The organism is Erwinia artemisiae (genome assembly GCF_051400835.1).
Taxonomy (GTDB): domain Bacteria; phylum Pseudomonadota; class Gammaproteobacteria; order Enterobacterales; family Enterobacteriaceae; genus Erwinia; species Erwinia aeris.
In genome coordinates this window covers 18,301-35,965 of the sequence record NZ_JBLFFM010000012.1, presented here as the reverse complement: position 1 = coordinate 35,965, position 17,665 = coordinate 18,301, and the positions used below count along the sequence as shown (strand labels likewise).

Annotated in this window: 15 protein-coding genes; 7 read left to right on the top strand and 8 right to left on the bottom strand. The window is 56.8% G+C overall.

All coding sequences use genetic code 11. From position 1 onward, the window contains the following. Positions 1–194: 194 nt before the first annotated feature. Complete coding sequence (gene rarD / locus ACMGEE_RS19910) at positions 195–1,094, bottom strand: EamA family transporter RarD (RefSeq protein WP_253457257.1); 900 nt, start codon at positions 1,092–1,094, stop codon at positions 195–197. Between the two features lie 28 nt (positions 1,095–1,122). After that, positions 1,123–1,596, bottom strand: coding sequence for a thioesterase family protein (locus ACMGEE_RS19905; RefSeq protein ID WP_125290702.1), 474 nt, complete (start codon positions 1,594–1,596; stop codon positions 1,123–1,125). 161 nt (positions 1,597–1,757) lie between these two features. Between ACMGEE_RS19905 and pldA the strand changes: the two genes are divergently transcribed. Beyond that, positions 1,758–2,636 carry a phospholipase A gene (gene pldA, locus ACMGEE_RS19900; protein ID WP_253457259.1) on the top strand — a complete coding sequence of 293 codons (879 nt, stop codon included), beginning with the start codon at positions 1,758–1,760 and terminating at the stop codon, positions 2,634–2,636. Positions 2,637–2,686: 50 nt separating this feature from the next. Then, entirely contained in the window at positions 2,687–4,513 is a 1,827-nt protein-coding gene (gene recQ, locus ACMGEE_RS19895) for an ATP-dependent DNA helicase RecQ (protein ID WP_253457261.1), read from the top strand. A 77-nt stretch (positions 4,514–4,590) separates the two neighbouring features. On the opposite strand, the gene rhtB is transcribed toward recQ, so the two are convergent. Then, positions 4,591–5,214, bottom strand: a complete 624-nt coding sequence (gene rhtB, locus ACMGEE_RS19890) for a homoserine/homoserine lactone efflux protein (RefSeq protein WP_125290699.1) — start codon at positions 5,212–5,214, stop codon at positions 4,591–4,593. Between the two features lie 103 nt (positions 5,215–5,317). Here rhtB and pldB point away from each other — a divergent pair, with 103 nt between their 5' ends. Beyond that, entirely contained in the window at positions 5,318–6,298 is a 981-nt protein-coding gene (gene pldB, locus ACMGEE_RS19885; protein WP_253457263.1) for a lysophospholipase L2, read from the top strand. A 49-nt stretch (positions 6,299–6,347) separates the two neighbouring features. Then, positions 6,348–7,148 carry a sugar/pyridoxal phosphate phosphatase YigL gene (gene yigL / locus ACMGEE_RS19880; protein ID WP_253457265.1) on the top strand — a complete coding sequence of 267 codons (801 nt, stop codon included), beginning with the start codon at positions 6,348–6,350 and terminating at the stop codon, positions 7,146–7,148. Between the two features lie 40 nt (positions 7,149–7,188). Here yigL and glpQ read toward each other — a convergent pair whose 3' ends face one another. Together glpQ and glpT are read right to left on the bottom strand one after the other, a co-directional pair. Beyond that, positions 7,189–8,217 (bottom strand): glycerophosphodiester phosphodiesterase, encoded by a 1,029-nt coding sequence (glpQ, locus tag ACMGEE_RS19875; protein ID WP_436830544.1) that lies wholly within the window; start codon positions 8,215–8,217, stop codon positions 7,189–7,191. Positions 8,218–8,231: 14 nt separating this feature from the next. Further along, positions 8,232–9,575 (bottom strand): glycerol-3-phosphate transporter, encoded by a 1,344-nt coding sequence (glpT, locus tag ACMGEE_RS19870; RefSeq protein WP_253457269.1) that lies wholly within the window; start codon positions 9,573–9,575, stop codon positions 8,232–8,234. 329 nt (positions 9,576–9,904) lie between these two features. On the opposite strand from glpT, the gene ACMGEE_RS19865 reads away from it, so the two are divergent. Continuing rightward, a complete protein-coding gene (locus tag ACMGEE_RS19865; protein WP_253457272.1) occupies positions 9,905–10,756 on the top strand; it encodes a carboxylate/amino acid/amine transporter in 852 nt (283 codons plus the stop codon). Positions 10,757–11,197: 441 nt separating this feature from the next. Here ACMGEE_RS19865 and ACMGEE_RS19860 read toward each other — a convergent pair whose 3' ends face one another. Beyond that, entirely contained in the window at positions 11,198–11,677 is a 480-nt protein-coding gene (locus ACMGEE_RS19860) for a YehS family protein (RefSeq protein WP_301253051.1), read from the bottom strand. A gap of 158 nt (positions 11,678–11,835) precedes the next feature. After that, positions 11,836–12,777, bottom strand: a complete 942-nt coding sequence (gene metR, locus ACMGEE_RS19855) for an HTH-type transcriptional regulator MetR (RefSeq protein WP_253457277.1) — start codon at positions 12,775–12,777, stop codon at positions 11,836–11,838. A gap of 135 nt (positions 12,778–12,912) precedes the next feature. Here metR and metE point away from each other — a divergent pair, with 135 nt between their 5' ends. Then, complete coding sequence (gene metE / locus ACMGEE_RS19850) at positions 12,913–15,183, top strand: 5-methyltetrahydropteroyltriglutamate--homocysteine S-methyltransferase (protein WP_253457280.1); 2,271 nt, start codon at positions 12,913–12,915, stop codon at positions 15,181–15,183. 382 nt (positions 15,184–15,565) lie between these two features. Here metE and ACMGEE_RS19845 read toward each other — a convergent pair whose 3' ends face one another. Further along, positions 15,566–16,393, bottom strand: a complete 828-nt coding sequence (locus ACMGEE_RS19845) for a dienelactone hydrolase family protein (RefSeq protein WP_253457283.1) — start codon at positions 16,391–16,393, stop codon at positions 15,566–15,568. A gap of 268 nt (positions 16,394–16,661) precedes the next feature. Between ACMGEE_RS19845 and udp the strand changes: the two genes are divergently transcribed. Continuing rightward, the gene (udp, locus tag ACMGEE_RS19840) at positions 16,662–17,423 is read left to right on the top strand and encodes a uridine phosphorylase (RefSeq protein WP_253457286.1); all 762 of its coding nucleotides are present in this window, start codon (positions 16,662–16,664) and stop codon (positions 17,421–17,423) included. Positions 17,424–17,665 lie beyond the last annotated feature (242 nt).

Here is a 17,665-nt window from a genome sequence, read left to right as displayed (position 1 = left end):
TCCACGCTATTGCTTCTCATCCTGGTGGAGTGAATATTGTCCTCAGTAGTTAAACACGCGTCTATTCTGGCATTATCCTGACGTACTGTGCCAAAAGATTTGCACTGATTTACGATGGGTACGTCAGGTTATAAAGTTTTTACTTAAGTGTTACTTTCCCCGGCCAGGCCGCAACCGGGGAAAGCAATTAACGGTCAGACCTCGGCGGGCCGCCTGCGTTTTAACGTTATAAGCGCATCGAAAATAAATAAGGCCAGCGCCGCCCAGATAAAGCTGAACGTCACCACTTTATCCGGCGTCATTTTCTCGCCGTAAAAGATCACCGCCAGCAGGAACATCAGCGTTGGGCCAAGATACTGGAAAAACCCAACGGTAGAGAGGCGCAGGCGCGTGCAGGCGGCGGTAAACAGCATCAGCGGCACGGTGGTTATCACGCCAGCAGCGATCAGCAGCAGGTTTAACGACGAGGGATTCTGCGTCAGATGGCTGGTGCTGCTGTCCGCAATGCCGAAAAGATAAATAGCGGCGAAGGGCAACAGCCAGCTGGTTTCAATCATCATACCGGTCTGCGCGTCGACGGCGATTTTTTTGCGCATCAGGCCGTACAGCGAAAAGGTCACCGCCAGACCCAGCGCAATGACCGGCACCGACCCAAATTTCCAGAGTTGGATAATCACGCCGCAGACGGCCAGCGCCACCGCCAGCCATTGCAGACGCCGGAAGCGTTCGCCCAGAAACAGCATCCCTACCAGCACGTTTAACAGCGGGTTGATAAAATAGCCCAGGCTGGCTTCGAGAATATGCTGGTTATTCACCGCCCAGATAAAGATCAGCCAGTTGCTGCACACCAGCGTGGCGGAAACCGCCAGCAGCAGCACCTTCTTCGGCGTTTTAAAAATCGCTTTTACGTTGCCCCAGCTGCGGCTGACGCTCAGCAACAGCAGCATAAAAAAGAACGACCAGATCACCCGATGGGTGATGATTTCGCCCGGTGCGACCTGCTGAAGAAGCTTGAAATAGGCAGGTGCTATGCCCCAGATAAAATAAGCGCCGAGGGCATAAAAAATGCCCTGACGAGTTTGCTGCGCATCCATGTAACATCACTCCGTTAATGTTGGGAAATCAACCTACAAGATAGGTTGCCGTAGTGCTGGCAATATAAAGACCAGCGTCATTATGCAGCTCAACCCGTGCCACCGCGACCTTATTGCCGCCGCGCAGCAGGCTACTGGTCGCGATAAAGCGTTCGCCCCGGCCGGGCCGCAGGTAGTCGACCCGCAGATCGATAGTGCCCATGCGCGACAGGCGCTGCCGCAGCTCTTCTTCCGTAATGGTTTCCTGGCGGGTCAGCGAGCTGCTGACGCAGACCAGACCGGCCGCCACGTCCAGTACGGCCGCAATCACGCCGCCGTGCAGAATCTTTTGTGCGATGTTGCCCACCAGCTGCGGCTGGTTTGCGAAGCTCAGCTCCGCATAATCCGGCTCCAGCCGATCCAGCGTGAGGCCAAGCGTGCGGTTAAACGGCATATCATAAACAAAGATGTCGCCAATCAGGCGGCGAGCGGCCTGCCGATCGAGCGGCGCAGATGAAGTCATAGCAAAATTCCTTTACAACGTAAGTCGCTTATCAGATTGACTATTTTTATCCGTTGTTAACGGGTCGTTTACTTTACAAAAACAGCACTAATGCCGACCAGCAATTCTGTGTAGAATGGCGTGCTTTTTATCCATCACCCTTATCAGTTCTGGAGAATCTTATGTCGATGCTGAAAGGCCCGCTGGCTGCAGCGCTCCTTTTTCCCTGTCTGACCCTGGCGCAAGAGGCTCAGGTCACAGAGGTGCATGACCAGCCCGCGGTGCGTGGCAGTATTATTGCTAATCTTCTGGAAAAGCATGACAACCCTTTTGTGCTTTTTCCTTATGAAAGCAACTATCTGCTGTACACCGATACCAGCAACATCAACAAAGAGGCGATTGATTCCTATAACTGGTCGAATAAGGCGAAGCACGATGAGGTAAAATTCCAGCTGAGCCTGGCCTTTCCTCTCTGGCGGGGCATTTTAGGTGACAACTCGGTGCTTGCCGCCTCTTATACTCAGTCCTCCTGGTGGCAGCTCTCTAACCGTGGCGCCTCGTCGCCGTTCCGTGAAACGGACTATCAGCCGCAGATTTTCCTGGGCTGGGCCACCGACTACAGCTTCGCCGGCTGGACGTTGCGCGACGTGGAGCTGGGCCTGAATCACCAGTCCAACGGCCGCTCGGAGCCGACCTCCCGCAGCTGGAACCGCGTTTACGCTCGCCTGATGGCGCAGAACGGCAACTGGATGGTGGAAGCCAAACCCTGGTATCGCCTTCCGGAAGGTGAAAATGATGACGATAACCCTGATATCACTAAGTACATGGGGTATTATCGCATGACGGTCGGCTATCAGCTGGGCGAAAGCGTCTTTAGCCTCCAGGGCAACTACAACTGGAACAGCGGTTTCGGCGGCGCGCAGGCAGGCTGGAGCTACCCGATTACCGAACATGTCCGTTTCTATACGCAAGTCTTTAGCGGCTATGGTGAATCATTGATTGACTATAACCATCGTCAGACCAGGGTCGGCGTCGGCGTCATTCTGAACGACCTGTTTTAATGCTTTCCGGGCGGCCATCACGCGTCGCCCGCCATCAAGTTGGAGTACACGTGTCTACGGCTGCAGTGATCAATCAGGAGATGCTGACGCAACAGGTTTTGCAGGAAACCTTCGGCTATCAGCAATTTCGTCCGGGGCAGCAAACTATTATTCAGGCGTCGCTGAAAGGGCGCGACTGTCTGGTGGTCATGCCGACCGGCGGCGGCAAATCGCTTTGCTATCAGATCCCGGCGCTGGTGCGCGAAGGGCTGACGCTGGTGGTGTCGCCGCTGATCTCGTTGATGAAGGATCAGGTCGACCAGCTGCTGGCTAACGGCGTGGCCGCCGCCTGTCTGAACTCAACGCAGACGCGGGAAGAGCAGCAGGAGGTCTTCGCCGGCTGCCGCACGGGCCGGATCAAGCTGCTTTATATCGCGCCTGAACGCCTGATGATGGATAACTTCCTGGATAATCTGGCGCACTGGAATCCGGCGATGCTGGCCGTAGACGAGGCCCACTGTATTTCGCAATGGGGCCACGATTTCCGTCCGGAATACGGCGCGCTGGGCCAGCTGCGTCAGCGGCTGCCGGACGTGCCGGTGATGGCGCTGACCGCCACCGCCGACGAAACCACCCGTAACGATATCGCGCGCCTGCTCCAGCTTGACGATCCGCTGATCCAGGTCAGCAGCTTCGATCGTCCCAATATCCGCTATACGCTGGTGGAAAAATTCAAGCCGACGGATCAGCTGATCCGCTACGTGCAGGATCAGCGCGGCAAATGCGGCATCATCTACTGCAACAGCCGCGCGAAGGTGGAAGACACCGCCGCGCGTTTGCAAAGCCGTGGCCTGAGCGTCGGCGCCTATCATGCCGGAATGGATAACGTACATCGCGCCCGCGTGCAGGAAGCCTTCCAGCGTGACGATCTCCAGATCGTCGTCGCCACGGTCGCCTTCGGCATGGGTATCAACAAGCCCAACGTGCGCTTTGTGGTGCACTTTGATATCCCGCGCAATATCGAATCCTACTATCAGGAAACGGGCCGTGCCGGTCGTGATGGCCTGCCGGCGGAAGCGCTGATGCTGTACGATCCGGCCGATATGGCCTGGCTGCGCCGCTGTCTGGAAGAGAAAGCGCCGGGGCCGTTGCAGGATATTGAACGCCACAAGCTGAACGCGATGGGCGCTTTTGCGGAAGCGCAGACCTGCCGCCGTCTGGTGCTGCTGAACTACTTTGGCGAAGGGCGGCAGCAGCCCTGCGACAACTGCGATATCTGTCTCGATCCGCCGCGTCGTTACGACGGCACGGTAGAGGCGCAAAAGGCGCTTTCCTGCATTTATCGTGTCGGCCAGCGGTTTGGCATGGGCTACGTGGTGGAGGTGCTGCGCGGTGCCAACAATCAGCGTATTCGCGATATGCAGCACGACAAGCTGCCGGTTTACGGCATTGGCCGCGATCAGAGCCACGAGCACTGGATAAGCGTGATCCGTCAACTTATTCATCTGGGCTTTGCGACACAAAATATTGCGATGCATTCCGCGCTTCAGTTAACGGAAGCGGCGCGTCCCCTGCTGCGTGGCGAAGTGCCGTTGCTGCTGGCGGTGCCGCGCATGGTCAGCGTCAAGCCGCGCAACAGCAATCAGAAATCGTTTGGCGGCAACTACGATCGCAAGCTGTTCGCCAAGCTGCGTAAGCTGCGTAAAGCCATTGCCGATGAAGAGAACATTCCGCCTTACGTGGTGTTTAACGACGCCACGCTGATAGAAATGGCCGAGCAGATGCCGCTGACCGCCTCAGAAATGCTGAGCGTCAACGGCGTTGGTCAGCGCAAGCTGGAGCGCTTCGGCAAGCCGTTTATGGTGATGATCCGCGAGCACGTCGACGGCGAAGAGTAGGCCGGGCGTGCGGCCGGAGAACGGGGAAGACGCGGGCTGGCATGGACGGCGCGTCCTCCATGCCAGCCTTTAATGCATCAGGCAATACGCCGCGCGGAAGCCAGCAGCGCGCCGACCGCCATAAACATGCCGCCAAACAGGCGGTTTAACAGCTTCATCTGTTTTGGCCCTTTAATCCAGGCCGCAATCCGCTGCGCCAGCGTGGCGTAGCCGATCATCACGATGATATCGACCACCACCGTCGTCACGCCCAGCACCAGATACTGCATCGCCTGCGGCTGGTGCGGGATGATAAACTGCGGAAAGAGCGCCGCCAGAAAAACAATGCTTTTTGGGTTGGTCAGGTTCACCAGCACCGCACGCTTAAACAGCCTGCGGCGCGGCATCGCTTTGGCGACCGCCTGAAGATCTATCGCGCCTGCCGAGCGCCACTGCTGGATGCCCAGCCAGATCAGGTAAGCCGCGCCCGCCCATTTCAGCACTTCAAAAGCCAGCACGGATTGGGAAAACAGCGCGCCCAGGCCGATGCCAACCAGCAGAATATGCACCGCCAGCCCAACCTGCAGGCCGGAAATAGAGGCCGCCGCGCCGCGATAGCCGTGGCTGATGCCGGTACTCATGGTATTGATTGCGCCGGAACCCGGCGAAAGGCTTAAGATGCTGGTCGTTAACAGATAGGCCAGCCACCACTGCATGGTCATTGGGTCAGACTCCCTGATAGCACAGAAGTATGACACAATACGCCATTGCGGCTGCGCAGGCTACGGGGCCGGGCGGAATGTGAAAAAAGCGGAGGTCGGGTCAATGAAAAAGCATGGCTGGCGAAATCGTGAAAAAGCTTTTGCCGCTTTCGCCACCGGCCCGCTGCTGGATTTCTGGCGGCGGCGGGAAGAAGACGAGTTTATCGGCGTGGAAAACGTGCCCATTCGCTACGTTCGCTTCACGTCATCGCAACACAACCGCGTTATCCTGATTTGCCCCGGACGTATCGAAAGCTACGTAAAATACCCGGAGCTGGCCTACGACCTGTTTCACTGCGGCTATGATGTGATTATTGTCGATCATCGCGGGCAGGGCCGTTCCGGCAGGCTGCTGCAGGATAGCCATCGCGGCCATGTGGAGCTGTTCGACCACTATGTTGAAGATCTGGAGACGCTCTATCTGAAAGCGATCCTCAGCCGTCACTATCAGCATCGCTATGCGCTGGCGCACTCAATGGGCGGCGCGATCCTGACGCTGATGCTGGCCAGGCAGCCGCAGGCCTTTAACGCCGTGGCGCTGGCCGCGCCGATGTTCGGGATCTTCCTGCCGATGCCGCTGTGGATGACGCACTGTATTCTGAACTGGGCGGAAAAGCGTCCCGTGGTGCGCGACGGTTACGCGATCGGCACCGGCCAGTGGCAGCCCAGGCCGTTCGGGATGAACCAGCTGACCCACAGCCGCGAGCGCTACCGGCGCAACCTGCGCTTTTACGCCGACGATCCGGGGCTGCGCGTCGGCGGGCCGACTTATCACTGGGTCAGAGAAGGCATTCTGGCCGGCAAAAACATTCTGGCTCAGGCAAAAGAGATAAAGACGCCGCTGCTGCTGTTACAGGCCAGCGCGGATAAGGTGGTGGATAACCGCGCTCAGGATCTCTTTTGCCAGGCCATGAAAGCGGCGGGAAACCCCTGCGAGGGCCCGCTGATTATCGCAGGCGCGCGTCATGAGATCTTGTTTGAAAAAGACAGCATGCGCGCCGAGGCGCTGGAGGCCATTACGGCGTTTTTTGCCCGGCATCCCTGATTTTACTGCTCAGATATAGCAACCGTAGCTCACCATTAACAGAGGTTTTATGTACCCGATTGTTGCTTCCGATCTCGACGGCACGCTGCTGTCGCCGGATCACCGTTTATCCGCTTTCGCCCGTGAAACGCTCCAGCTGCTGACGCAAAAGGGCGTCCATTTTGTGTTCGCCACCGGTCGCCATCACATTGATGTCGGGCAGATGCGTGACAGCCTGGGTATTGATGCCTATATGATCACCTCGAACGGCGCGCGCGTGCACAATACCGCAGGCGAGCTGATCTTCAGCCATAACCTGGAAGAAGACATTGCCCGTGAGCTTTTTGCTTTGCATCACAGCCACCAGGATATCTATACCAACGTCTACCGCGATGAAGAGTGGTTCCTTAACCGCCACCGCCCGGAAGAGATGGATTTTTTCCGCGAGTCCAATTTTAACTACCAGACCTATCAGCCGGATTCGCTGCCAACCGACGGCATCAGCAAAGTGTTCTTTACCTGCGCTAAGCCGGAACTGCTGATCCCGCTGGAAGAGGCGCTGATGGCGCGCTGGGGCGATCGGGTTAACGTCAGCTTCTCGCTGCCGACCTGTCTGGAAGTGATGGCGGGCGGCGTTTCCAAAGGTCACGCGCTGGACGCGGTATCCCGACTACTGGGCTTTACGCTGGCGGACTGCATCTCTTTTGGTGACGGCATGAACGACAAAGAGATGCTGAACATGGCGGGCAAAGGCTGCATCATGAGCAACTCGCATCAGCGCCTGAAGGATCTGCTGCCGGAACTGGAAGTGATTGGCAGCAATGCGGATAACGCGGTGCCGAACTATCTGCGCAAGCTCTACAACGTCTGAAGCCGGTAAAAGCCGCCTCTGGTTACAGAGGCGGCAACGCTTACCGCTTCAGGAAGCGCACGGCCTTATCCGGAAAATCGGTAAACAGGCCGTCCACGCCCGCCTGGTTATAGAGCGCATCGTACAGCTCGTCCACGTTATCCACCCAGCCGGGCAGCTGGTCGGCCCGCACGGTATAGGGATGCACGACCAGGCCATTCTGATGCGCCTCCTTCACCATCGGCGTAAAGTGAACCGCGCCTTTGGTCGAGCCGTTGGCAATCAGCATATGATAATCAGGGCCGATGCCGTCGACGTAACGGGCCAGCGTTTTCATCGCGCCCGGTTGCAGCATCCAGTCATAGCTGTAGTTCACCCATTTCCCGTCTTGCTGCTCCTGCGTCTCTTTTGAGTCCGTTTCGGTGATCAGCTGCACCAGTTTGACGTCCATGCCTCTTTGCGGCTCCAGCTCCGTTTTAATGCGTTTGAGTTCGTTATGGTCAAAGCATTGCAGGTAGACGTTGTCGCTTTTCGAGCTATAGCCGTACTGCTTAAGCACATCCAGCACCCTGGCGGAGATATCTTTGCCTTCCTGGCGGTGAAACCACGGCGCTTTAATTTCGGTGTAGATGCCGATATTTTTGCCCGTCGAGTGGTTCAGGCCCTGAATAAATTCAATCTCTTCGGCAAAGGTATGCACGTGGAAGTCCGATTTGCCCATCGGGAAACGCTGCGGATAAGTCTGCACTTTCTTACCGTCTTTTAGCGTAAAGCCTTCCGTAAACTTCAGCCCCTTGATTTCGGCCAGCGTAAAGTCGATGGCATAGTAACGTCCATCCTTTCTGGCGCGGTCGGGATAGCGTTCCGCCACGTCCGTTACGCGATCCAGATAGTGATCGTGCAGCACCACCAGCCGATCGTCGCGGGTCATCACCAGATCCTGCTCAAGGAAGTCGGATCCCTGCGCGTAAGCCATCGCTTTGGCGGGCAGCGTGTGTTCCGGCAGGTAGCCGCTCGCGCCACGATGGGCAATTACAATCTTGTGTGTTTCCGCGGCTACTGCGCCGAACGAAGCGCCCAGCAGCAGCATAGCTATCAGCTTTTTCATTGCGTTGCCTCTTTTTTGTGCCTGTGTTCGTTCAGCATGGTGATAACCAGCAGGATAACGGCCAGCACGCCGCCGCCGATCATCACGATAAAGCCGCCGTCCCAGCCGAAGTAATCTACGGTGTAGCCGACAATAGCGCTGGCGGCCACCGAGCCGCCAAGATAGCCGAACAGCCCGGTGAAGCCCGCCGCCGTTCCCGCAGCTTTCTTCGGCGCCAGCTCCAGGGCGTGCAGCCCAATCAGCATTACTGGCCCATAAATCAGAAAGCCGATCACGATCATGCAGGTAATATCCACGCCCGGATTGCCGGGAGGATTCAGCCAGTAAACCACGGTGGCGATCGTCACCAGCACCATAAAAAAGACGCCGGTCGCGCCACGATTGCCTCTGAACACCTTATCGGACATCCAGCCGCACAGCAGCGTGCCGGGAATGCCGGCGTACTCATAAAGAAAGTAGGCCCAGGAGGATTTATCCAGCGTAAAGTGCTTCACCTCTTTTAAATAAGTCGGCGACCAGTCGAGAATGCCGTAGCGCAGCAGATAGACAAATACGTTGGCCAGCGCGATATACCAGAGCAGCCGGTTGGGCAGTACGTACTGCATAAAAATTTGCCTGGCGGTCAGCTCCTCTTCCTGGCTTTTATCATAGTCAGGCGGATAGTCGTTTTTATACTCTTCAATCGGCGGCAGACCGCAGGATTGCGGCGTGTCGCGCATTAACGCAAAGGCGATGACGGCCACCAGAATGGCGGCGAAAGCGGGCATATAAAGTGACGCTTTCCAGTCGTTAAACCAGTACATGCCCAGCAGAAACAGCAGCGGAGGCAGGCCGCCGCCGACGTTGTGCGCGCAGTTCCAGACGGAAACGATACCGCCGCGCTCCTTGTGCGACCACCAGTGCACCATAGTGCGTCCACAGGGCGGCCAGCCCATGCCCTGGAACCAGCCGCATAAAAACAGCAGCACGAACATCACGGTAATGCTGGAGGTGGCCCAGGGAACGAATCCCATAAACAACATGACCGCCGCCGCCAGAATTAAACCGGCGGGCAAAAAGTAGCGTGGATTCGAGCGATCGGAAACGGATCCCATAATAAATTTAGAAAATCCGTAGGCGATGGAAATACCTGAAAGGGCAAAGCCTAAATCCCCCCGAGAAAAACCCTGCTCGATCAGCGAAGGCATCGCCAGCGCAAAGTTTTTCCGCACCAGATAATAGGCAGCATAGCCGAAGAAAATACCAAAAAATATCTGCCAGCGTAATTTACGATAAAGCGGATCGATTTCGCTGGTGTCAACGCGCGTTCGATGCGACGCAGGTTTAAAAACAGATAACATAACAGCCTCCAATGGCAATTTATATTCGTTTTTTTCGTCGTGCAGCAACAGATAAACGCGATCCGTAGCGGAAGGAGCCTAAAAGAAAACGCGCGGCCCCGCTGTGAAGAAGAACCCAAAGGTTACATTTTTATGACAATCAAACGAATTATGCGGCACGCTTCTCTGAATGCTTTTAGCCATGCCGGCAAGGAGTGTGAGCAGGCTCACTCAAACGGCAGGATAAAAACAGGTGAGTGCATTTTGCAATCAGATGTCAACCAGATATTTCCCCGCGTCCACGCCGATTTCGCTACACTGTGCGCACTTTTCACCAGCGAGTTTTTATCGTGATCTTACTGATAATCACCACTATCCTGTGGGCCTTTTCGTTCAGCCTGATCGGCGAATATCTGGCAGGCCAGGTCGACAGCGTCTTTTCCGTGCTGATCCGTCTGCTGCTGGCCGCCGTGGTTTTCCTGCCGTTTCTGCGCTGGCGCGGTTATCGGCCGTCAACGCTGCTGCTCTATATGGGCGTAGGCGCGCTGCAGCTGGGTATTATGTATCTGTTCAGCTTTGAGGCTTACCTCTACCTCAGCGTTTCCGAGCTGCTGCTGTTTACGGTGATGACGCCGCTCTATATCACCCTGATTTATGACCTGATGAGCGGAAGAGGCGTGCGCCCCGGCTATGCACTGAGCGCGCTGCTGGCGGTGGCGGGCGCGGCGATTATTCGCTACGACAAGGTCAGCGACCACTTCTGGTTTGGCCTGCTGCTGGTGCAGCTTGCCAACCTTTGCTTTGCCGTTGGCATGGTGGGCTACAAGCGCCTACAGGAAACGCGTCCGATGCCGCAGCACGCCGCCTTTTCCTGGTTTTATATGGGCGCGGCGCTCGTCGCGATTATCGCCTGGTGCCTGTGGGGCAATCCGCAGAAGCTGCCGACCACCACGCTACAGTGGAGCATCCTGATCTGGCTGGGCGTGGCGGCTTCCGGGCTGGGTTACTTTATGTGGAACTACGGCGCGACGCAGGTTGATGCCGGCACGCTGGGCATTATGAATAATATGCACGTGCCCGCCGGATTGCTGGTTAACCTTGCAATCTGGCAGCAGCAGCCGCACTGGCCGAGCTTTATCGTTGGCGCAGCGGTAATTTTCGCCTCGCTATGGGTACACCGACACTGGGTGATCAAAAAATAGCACGACGATAAAAAGCGGGGCGCGACACGCCCTGCTTAACGCCTTTGCCTGGCTCGTTAGTGAACCAGGTGCGGCCGTGATTTACTGACCAGCAGATTCACATTCGTTTTACTGGTTTTGCCAATACGGCTACCGCTATCTTCCCCCGCTGTCGTTACCTGCCCGGTGCTATAACTCAGCGCTGACGGGGAAAGCAGCCTATAAATTTTAGAAAATAGCGTGCCGAAAATAGTTTTGGTAGTGTCGTGGTTTTTACCTGCGCTGCTGATAGTTGCGCTCTCATAATATATCTTCTTTCATGGTTCGCTATATTTACAATGTGTAAATATCAGGCGGATATTATGAGGAGTGACTTGCCCTGTAAAGGCAGGAAGGGAATATAAATAATGCATTTTTTGATAGCGTTTTAAATAGCAGGCAGCCCGAAGGCTGCACTAATATTTAAGCTTTTTTAACAGGGGCAGGGCGTAATTTCATTGTCATTCCCTTCAGGAAATTCCTTAAAATCTGATCGCCGCATTCACGGTAATTTTTATGCCCTGGCTTTCGGAAAATAGCGCCAATTTCAGACTGGCCCACGGCGAAGTCCGCCAGCTTAAGCACGTCAATAATATCCGTAGTTTTTAAATCGAAAGCGATGCGCAGTTTTTTAATAATAATATTATTCGTCATCTTGCGTTCGACAGAAGGCTCAGGCGCATCTTCGCTTTTGCCACGGCGCTGAAAAATCAGCCCGTTCAGGAAATAGCCCATTACCACGTCAGGACAGGCGCGAAAGCCCGCTTCGTCTTCTTTTTTCAGGAAGCTTTGCATTTCCGCTTCGCTGACTTCACTTTCCGCCAGCGCCAGGATGCCAACCATCTGAGCATCGCTCAGGCTCAGCATGTAGCGCACGCTGCGCAAAACGTCATTATTGGTCATAAAAATCTCATTGGTTCAGGATCGTTGGCCGCATTATAGAGACAAATGGCGCTGGATAAAGGAATACCGTCAGCAAAAAGGCAGGCGGCCAGCGCGTTATAAGGGCGCGGCTGCGCTAAAAGGGCCACCGCGCAAAAGCGATCGCCCGTACTGGCCGCTCAGGAATGATGCAAAGAGGTCGGCAGCGGCGTGCCCGGCGCGGAAGCGTCCCTGACCAGCGGCAGATGCTCGCAGGCGTGCTGGCGGGCGGAGCGGATAAAAGCTTCGACTACTGCCTGACGCTGCTCGCCGTCGCGCACGGCGGCATATAAACGGCTCCATAAACCCTGGCCGAGCGTTTTGGTCACCACCAGCCCCTGATGCTCAAAGCTTTCCACAACCCAGTGCGGCAGGGCGGCGATGCCCATGCCCGCGGACACCATCTGGATCAGCAGCAGCGTATTATCCACGCTTTTTAACGCCGGGCTGACGCCTGCGGGCTGCAAGAAATGCCGCCAGATATCCAGGCGCTGCCGCTGCACCGGATAAATCATCAGCACTTCGCTGGCCAGATCTTCCGGTGAAATATGATCAACCTGCGCCAGCGGATGGTCGGGCGCCAGCACCAGGCGAACTTCAAAATCAAACATCGGCGAATAGAACAGCCCGCTGCGCGGCAAAATATCGGAGGTGAGCACCACGTCCAGCTCCCCCTGTTGAAGCGCGGGCTGGGGATCGAAAGTCACCCCGGATTTAAAATCCATCACCACCTGCGGCCAGCTCTGACGGAAGTTGCTCAACGCTGGCGTCAGCCATTGAATACAGCTGTGGCACTCGATAGCGATACGCAGCGTGGCCTGATGCGGTTCGTGGCAGGCCTGTAGAGCGTGCTGGATCTGCGGCAGCACCTGCTCGGCAAGCTGCAGCAAAATTTCGCCCTGCGGCGTAAAGCGCAGCGGCTGGCTTTTACGCACAAACAGGCGGAAGCCCAGGCGCTGCTCCAGATCGCTGAACTGATGGGACAGGGCCGACTGTGTCTGATGAAGCTGAGCGGCGGCGGCGGCCAGCGAACCGCTGTTGCGCAGCGCTTGCAGCGTCCGCAGGTGTTTGAGTTCGATCATGAGAGTCCTTCACATCGACAATGAACAATTTGCGCTTGTGGTGAATACAGTACCTGCGGATTATAGATGTGTAAACATCTGGACGTCTAAAAGCCCGATTGCCACGACAGCGGGCGGTAACTGAGGAACGCATTGATGACTATTCTGAACCATACGCTCGGCTTCCCCCGCGTTGGCCTGCGTCGCGAACTGAAAAAAGCACAGGAAAGCTACTGGGCGGGCAACAGCACGCAGGAAGCGCTGCTGGCGGTAGGCCGCGAACTGCGCGCCCGCCACTGGGAACAGCAGAAACAGGCTGGGGTAGACTATGTACCGGTCGGCGATTTCGCCTGGTACGATCATGTGCTGACTACCAGCCTGCTGCTGGGCAACGTGCCTGCCCGTCATCAAAATAAAGATGGCTCTGTCGATCTGGATACGTTGTTCCGTCTGGGCCGTGGCCGTGCGCCGACCGGCGAACCTGCGGCGGCGGCTGAAATGACCAAATGGTTTAACACTAACTATCACTATATGGTGCCGGAATTTACCCGGGGGCAGCAGTTTAAGCTTAGCTGGACGCAGATCCTGGACGAAGTGGACGAAGCGCTGGCGCTGGGCCATAAAGTGAAGCCCGTGCTGCTTGGCCCGGTGACCTATCTGTGGCTGGGTAAAGTCAAGGGCGAGCCGTTCGACCGTCTGAGCCTGTTAACCGAAATTCTGCCGGTTTACCAGCAGGTGCTGAGCGAGCTGGCGAAGCGCGATATCGAATGGGTGCAGATCGACGAGCCTGCGCTGGTGCTGGAGCTGCCGCAGGCGTGGCTCAACGCCTTTAAACCGGCTTACGAGGCGCTGCAAGGGCAAACCAAACTGCTGCTGACCACCTACTTTGACAGCGTCGGCACCAACCTGGACGCTATCGTTAAGCTGCCGGTTCAGGGTCTGCATGTTGATTTGGTACACGGCAAGGACGATATCGCCGCGCTGAACGCTAAAGTGCCGGCCGACTGGTTGCTTTCCGTCGGCGTAATCAACGGCCGTAACGTGTGGCGCGCCGATCTCAGCAGCTGGTTTGAGCGTTTACAGCCGCTGGTCGGCAAGCGTCAGCGGCTATGGATCGGCTCTTCCTGCTCGTTGCTGCACAGCCCCATCGATTTAAGTACCGAAACCCGCCTGGATGAAGAAGTAAAAAGCTGGTTCGCCTTTGCGCTACAGAAATGCCAGGAGCTGGCGCTGTTGAGCCATGCGTTAAACCACAATGACGCGCGGTCGCTGGAAGCCTGGAGCGCGCCCATCCGCGCCCGCCGGGACTCTGCGCGCGTGCATAACGAAGCCGTCAGCAAACGGCTGGCCGCTATCACCGCGAAAGACAGCGAGCGCCACAGCAGCTATAAGGCGCGTGCCGAAGCCCAGCGCCAGCGCTTTCAGCTGCCGGCCTGGCCGACCACCACTATCGGCTCTTTCCCGCAGACCACCGAAATCCGTGGCCTGCGCCTGGATTTCAAACAGGGGCGTCTGGACGGAAAGAGCTACCGCACCGGCATTGCTGAACATATCAAACAGGCGATCGTGGAGCAGGAGCGGCTGGGGCTGGACGTGCTGGTTCACGGCGAGGCGGAGCGCAACGACATGGTGGAATACTTCGGCGAAAACCTGGACGGTTTTGCCTTTACGCAAAACGGCTGGGTACAGAGCTACGGCTCCCGCTGCGTGAAGCCGCCGGTGATTATCGGTGACGTCAGTCGGCCGGAAGCGATCACCGTCGAGTGGGCGAAATACGCGCAGTCGCTGACCGACAAGCCGGTAAAAGGGATGCTGACCGGCCCGGTAACCATTCTTTGCTGGTCTTTCCCTCGTGAAGACGTGTCGCGTGAAACCATCGCTAAGCAGATCGCGCTGGCGCTGAGGGACGAAGTGGCCGATCTGGAAAAAGCCGGTATCGGCATTATCCAGATTGATGAGCCGGCGCTGCGTGAAGGCCTGCCGCTGCGGCGGTCAGAGTGGGCTGCCTATCTGGAGTGGGCCGTAGACGCGTTCCGCCTGAACGCCGCCGTGGCGCAGGATGCTACCCAAATCCACACCCATATGTGCTATTGCGAATTCAACGACATCATGGATTCTATCGCCGCGCTGGATGCGGATGTGATCACCATCGAAACCTCACGTTCTGATATGGAACTGCTGGAATCGTTCGAGGAATTTGACTATCCGAACGAAATCGGCCCGGGCGTTTACGACATTCACTCGCCAAACGTGCCAAGCGTGGCATGGATAGAGGCGCTGCTGCTGAAAGCGGCGAAGCGTATTCCGGTGGAGCGTTTGTGGGTGAACCCGGACTGCGGCCTGAAAACGCGCGGCTGGCCGGAAACCCGTCAGGCGCTGGCTAATATGGTGGAGGCGGCCCGCAATCTTCGCAAAGCCGCTGTCTGATGGTGGTGTTGCCCGTGGGCCTCTCTTTTATTAATGACATTTAGCGGCGTTTGGAATGTACGAGCGATGAAGCTGGCGCTGTGCCCGCAGCGAGGGTGGCATAAAAAAAGCCCGCCGATTGAGGCGGGCTCAGACTGCTGACAAACCTAAATAGCGGATGCATCCTGGTGTTTCTTACAGCAACCCAGCTGTTTCACAGTGGCAGAGGCCGAGCGGATAAGCGGACCGTTTTCGCGCATGGACGCGCGAAACGAGCCTACATGGACGTATCTACGGCGTGTCCGTGTTCCGATCTGCCTCTGCCGCTTTTCATCAATCTGCAAGCGGCCTAAGTTTGAGTTTGTCAGCAACCTCAGCCCGCCGATTGAGGCGGGCCTGAGCGTTAGCTGACGCCGTGCTGCCTGAACCAGGCCAGCATTCGCTGCCAGCCGTCTTTGGCCGACTCTTCGTGATAGCTGGGACGATAATCGGCGTTAAACGCGTGCCCGGCCTCGGGATAAACCACGATTTCCGATTTGGCGTTCGCCGCCCGCAGCGCCTGACGCATGGTTTCCACGCTCGCCAACGGAATGCCGTCATCCTGCGCGCCGTACAGCCCCAATACCGGCGCGTTCAGGTCAACTGCGACGTCAACCGGGTGCTTCTGCTGCTGCAAGGTTTTATCGCCTGTCAGCTTGCCATACCAGGCAACGCCCGCTTTCAGCTGAGGATTGTGCGCGGCGTAGAGCCAGGTTATCCGGCCGCCCCAGCAAAAGCCGGTAATGGCCATATTGCGCATATCGCCGCCGTGGCGCGATGCCCAGTTGGCTACGTGATCCAGATCCGCCAGCACCTGGCTATCCGGCACCTTGCTGACCAGCTCTTTAAACAGCGTAGGAATATCATCGTACTCGGCGGGATCGCCCTCGCGAAAATAGAGTTCGGGCGCGACGGCCAGATAGCCTTCGGTCGCCAGGCGACGGCAGATATCGCGAATATGCTCGTGCACGCCAAAAATTTCCTGCACGACCAGCACCACCGGTAGCGGGCCATCGGCCTGACGCGGTCTGGCGTGGAAAGCAGGCATATTCTCGCCCTGCGTTGGAATTGACGTTTCGCCGGAAACGATGTCGGCGCTGTCGGTAATGATGGTGGTCGATGCGGCAGGTGAAACCGCAGGAGCGAATCCCTTATTGCTCAATGTTTGAGTCGGATTATCGTCGCTTTTCATTGTCCTCTCCATACATGCAGTAGCGCAATCAGCTAACTATAGCCAGGATTACGTTTCGATCGGGTGAAGGTCAGCCTGTCATCTTCGACGGCGTTATCGGTTTCCGACAGCGCGATTCGTGCGGGAAGGCTTTTTTGTGTGATTACCGTCACGATTCAATAGACTCCAAATGTAACTTTCATTACTCAGAGTGAATTTACTCACATAAATTCACACAGCTTTGCGCTACTGTAAGCGCTTCATCGCCTTTTAATTACAGGATCTTGTCATGGCACAGTCAGACGTTTTTCACCTGGGTTTAACCAAAGCCGATCTTCAGGGCGCCACCCTTGCCATTGTGCCAGGCGACCCCGAGCGCGTTAAAAAGATTGCCGCGCTGATGGATAATCCGGTTCATCTGGCGTCGCACCGCGAATTCACCACCTGGCGCGCCGACATTGACGGCAAGGCCGTTATCGTCTGTTCAACCGGTATCGGCGGCCCTTCCACCTCCATCGCGGTAGAAGAGTTGGCGCAGCTGGGCATCCGTACTTTTCTGCGCGTAGGTACAACTGGCGCTATCCAGCCTGACATCAGCGTGGGCGACGTGCTGGTAACCACCGGCTCCGTGCGTCTGGACGGCGCGAGTCTGCACTTTGCGCCGCTGGAATTCCCGGCCGTGGCCGATTTTACCTGCACCACCGCGCTGGTCGAAGCGGCGAAAGCGCTTGGCGCGACCACGCATATCGGCGTCACCGCGTCTTCCGACACTTTTTATCCGGGACAGGAGCGTTACGACACCTTTTCTGGCCGCGTAGTAAGCCGTTTCCAGAACTCCATGAAAGAGTGGCAGCAAATGGGCGTGCTGAACTACGAAATGGAATCCGCCACGCTGCTGACCATGTGCGCCAGCCAGGGTCTGCGTGCCGGCATGGTGGCGGGCGTGATTGTGAACCGCACCCAGCAGGAAATTCCCGATGCGGAAACCATGAAGAAAACCGAAAGCGATGCGGTGCGTATCGTAGTTGAGGCGGCGCGCCGTCTGATCTAGACGTTGAGATCGGCCTCGCCAACCTCTGGCCTGGCCGTTGAGACCAGTTTCGCTAACTTCTTCAGCCTTCATTAAGGGAGCGCGGCTCCCTTAATGGTTTCGCCCTTGCGCTACCCACGGCAAATTTTTCGAGCCGTCTCTGACATCCTGATGAAAACCTCCTCGATCCCGTTACATCGCGCTTTTTAACTCGACATTGCCACGGCCTGCCCTTACCTTTTCTGCCAGAGAAGCCTGGACGG

Excerpts from the sequence above, each read along its gene's own strand:
- metR (WP_253457277.1), bottom strand. The coding sequence starts at position 12,777 with ATGATCGAACTCAAACACCTGCGGACGCTGCAAGCGCTGCGCAACAGC.
- pldB (WP_253457263.1), top strand. The coding sequence starts at position 5,318 with ATGAAAAAGCATGGCTGGCGAAATCGTGAAAAAGCTTTTGCCGCTTTC.
- ACMGEE_RS19905 (WP_125290702.1), bottom strand. The coding sequence starts at position 1,596 with ATGACTTCATCTGCGCCGCTCGATCGGCAGGCCGCTCGCCGCCTGATT.
- ACMGEE_RS19845 (WP_253457283.1), bottom strand. The coding sequence starts at position 16,393 with ATGAAAAGCGACGATAATCCGACTCAAACATTGAGCAATAAGGGATTC.
- yigL (WP_253457265.1), top strand. The coding sequence starts at position 6,348 with ATGTACCCGATTGTTGCTTCCGATCTCGACGGCACGCTGCTGTCGCCG.
- glpT (WP_253457269.1), bottom strand. The coding sequence starts at position 9,575 with ATGTTATCTGTTTTTAAACCTGCGTCGCATCGAACGCGCGTTGACACC.
- rhtB (WP_125290699.1), bottom strand. The coding sequence starts at position 5,214 with ATGACCATGCAGTGGTGGCTGGCCTATCTGTTAACGACCAGCATCTTA.
- pldA (WP_253457259.1), top strand. The coding sequence starts at position 1,758 with ATGTCGATGCTGAAAGGCCCGCTGGCTGCAGCGCTCCTTTTTCCCTGT.
- ACMGEE_RS19860 (WP_301253051.1), bottom strand. The coding sequence starts at position 11,677 with ATGACCAATAATGACGTTTTGCGCAGCGTGCGCTACATGCTGAGCCTG.
- rarD (WP_253457257.1), bottom strand. The coding sequence starts at position 1,094 with ATGGATGCGCAGCAAACTCGTCAGGGCATTTTTTATGCCCTCGGCGCT.
- udp (WP_253457286.1), top strand. The coding sequence starts at position 16,662 with ATGGCACAGTCAGACGTTTTTCACCTGGGTTTAACCAAAGCCGATCTT.
- metE (WP_253457280.1), top strand. The coding sequence starts at position 12,913 with ATGACTATTCTGAACCATACGCTCGGCTTCCCCCGCGTTGGCCTGCGT.
- glpQ (WP_436830544.1), bottom strand. The coding sequence starts at position 8,217 with ATGCTGCTGCTGGGCGCTTCGTTCGGCGCAGTAGCCGCGGAAACACAC.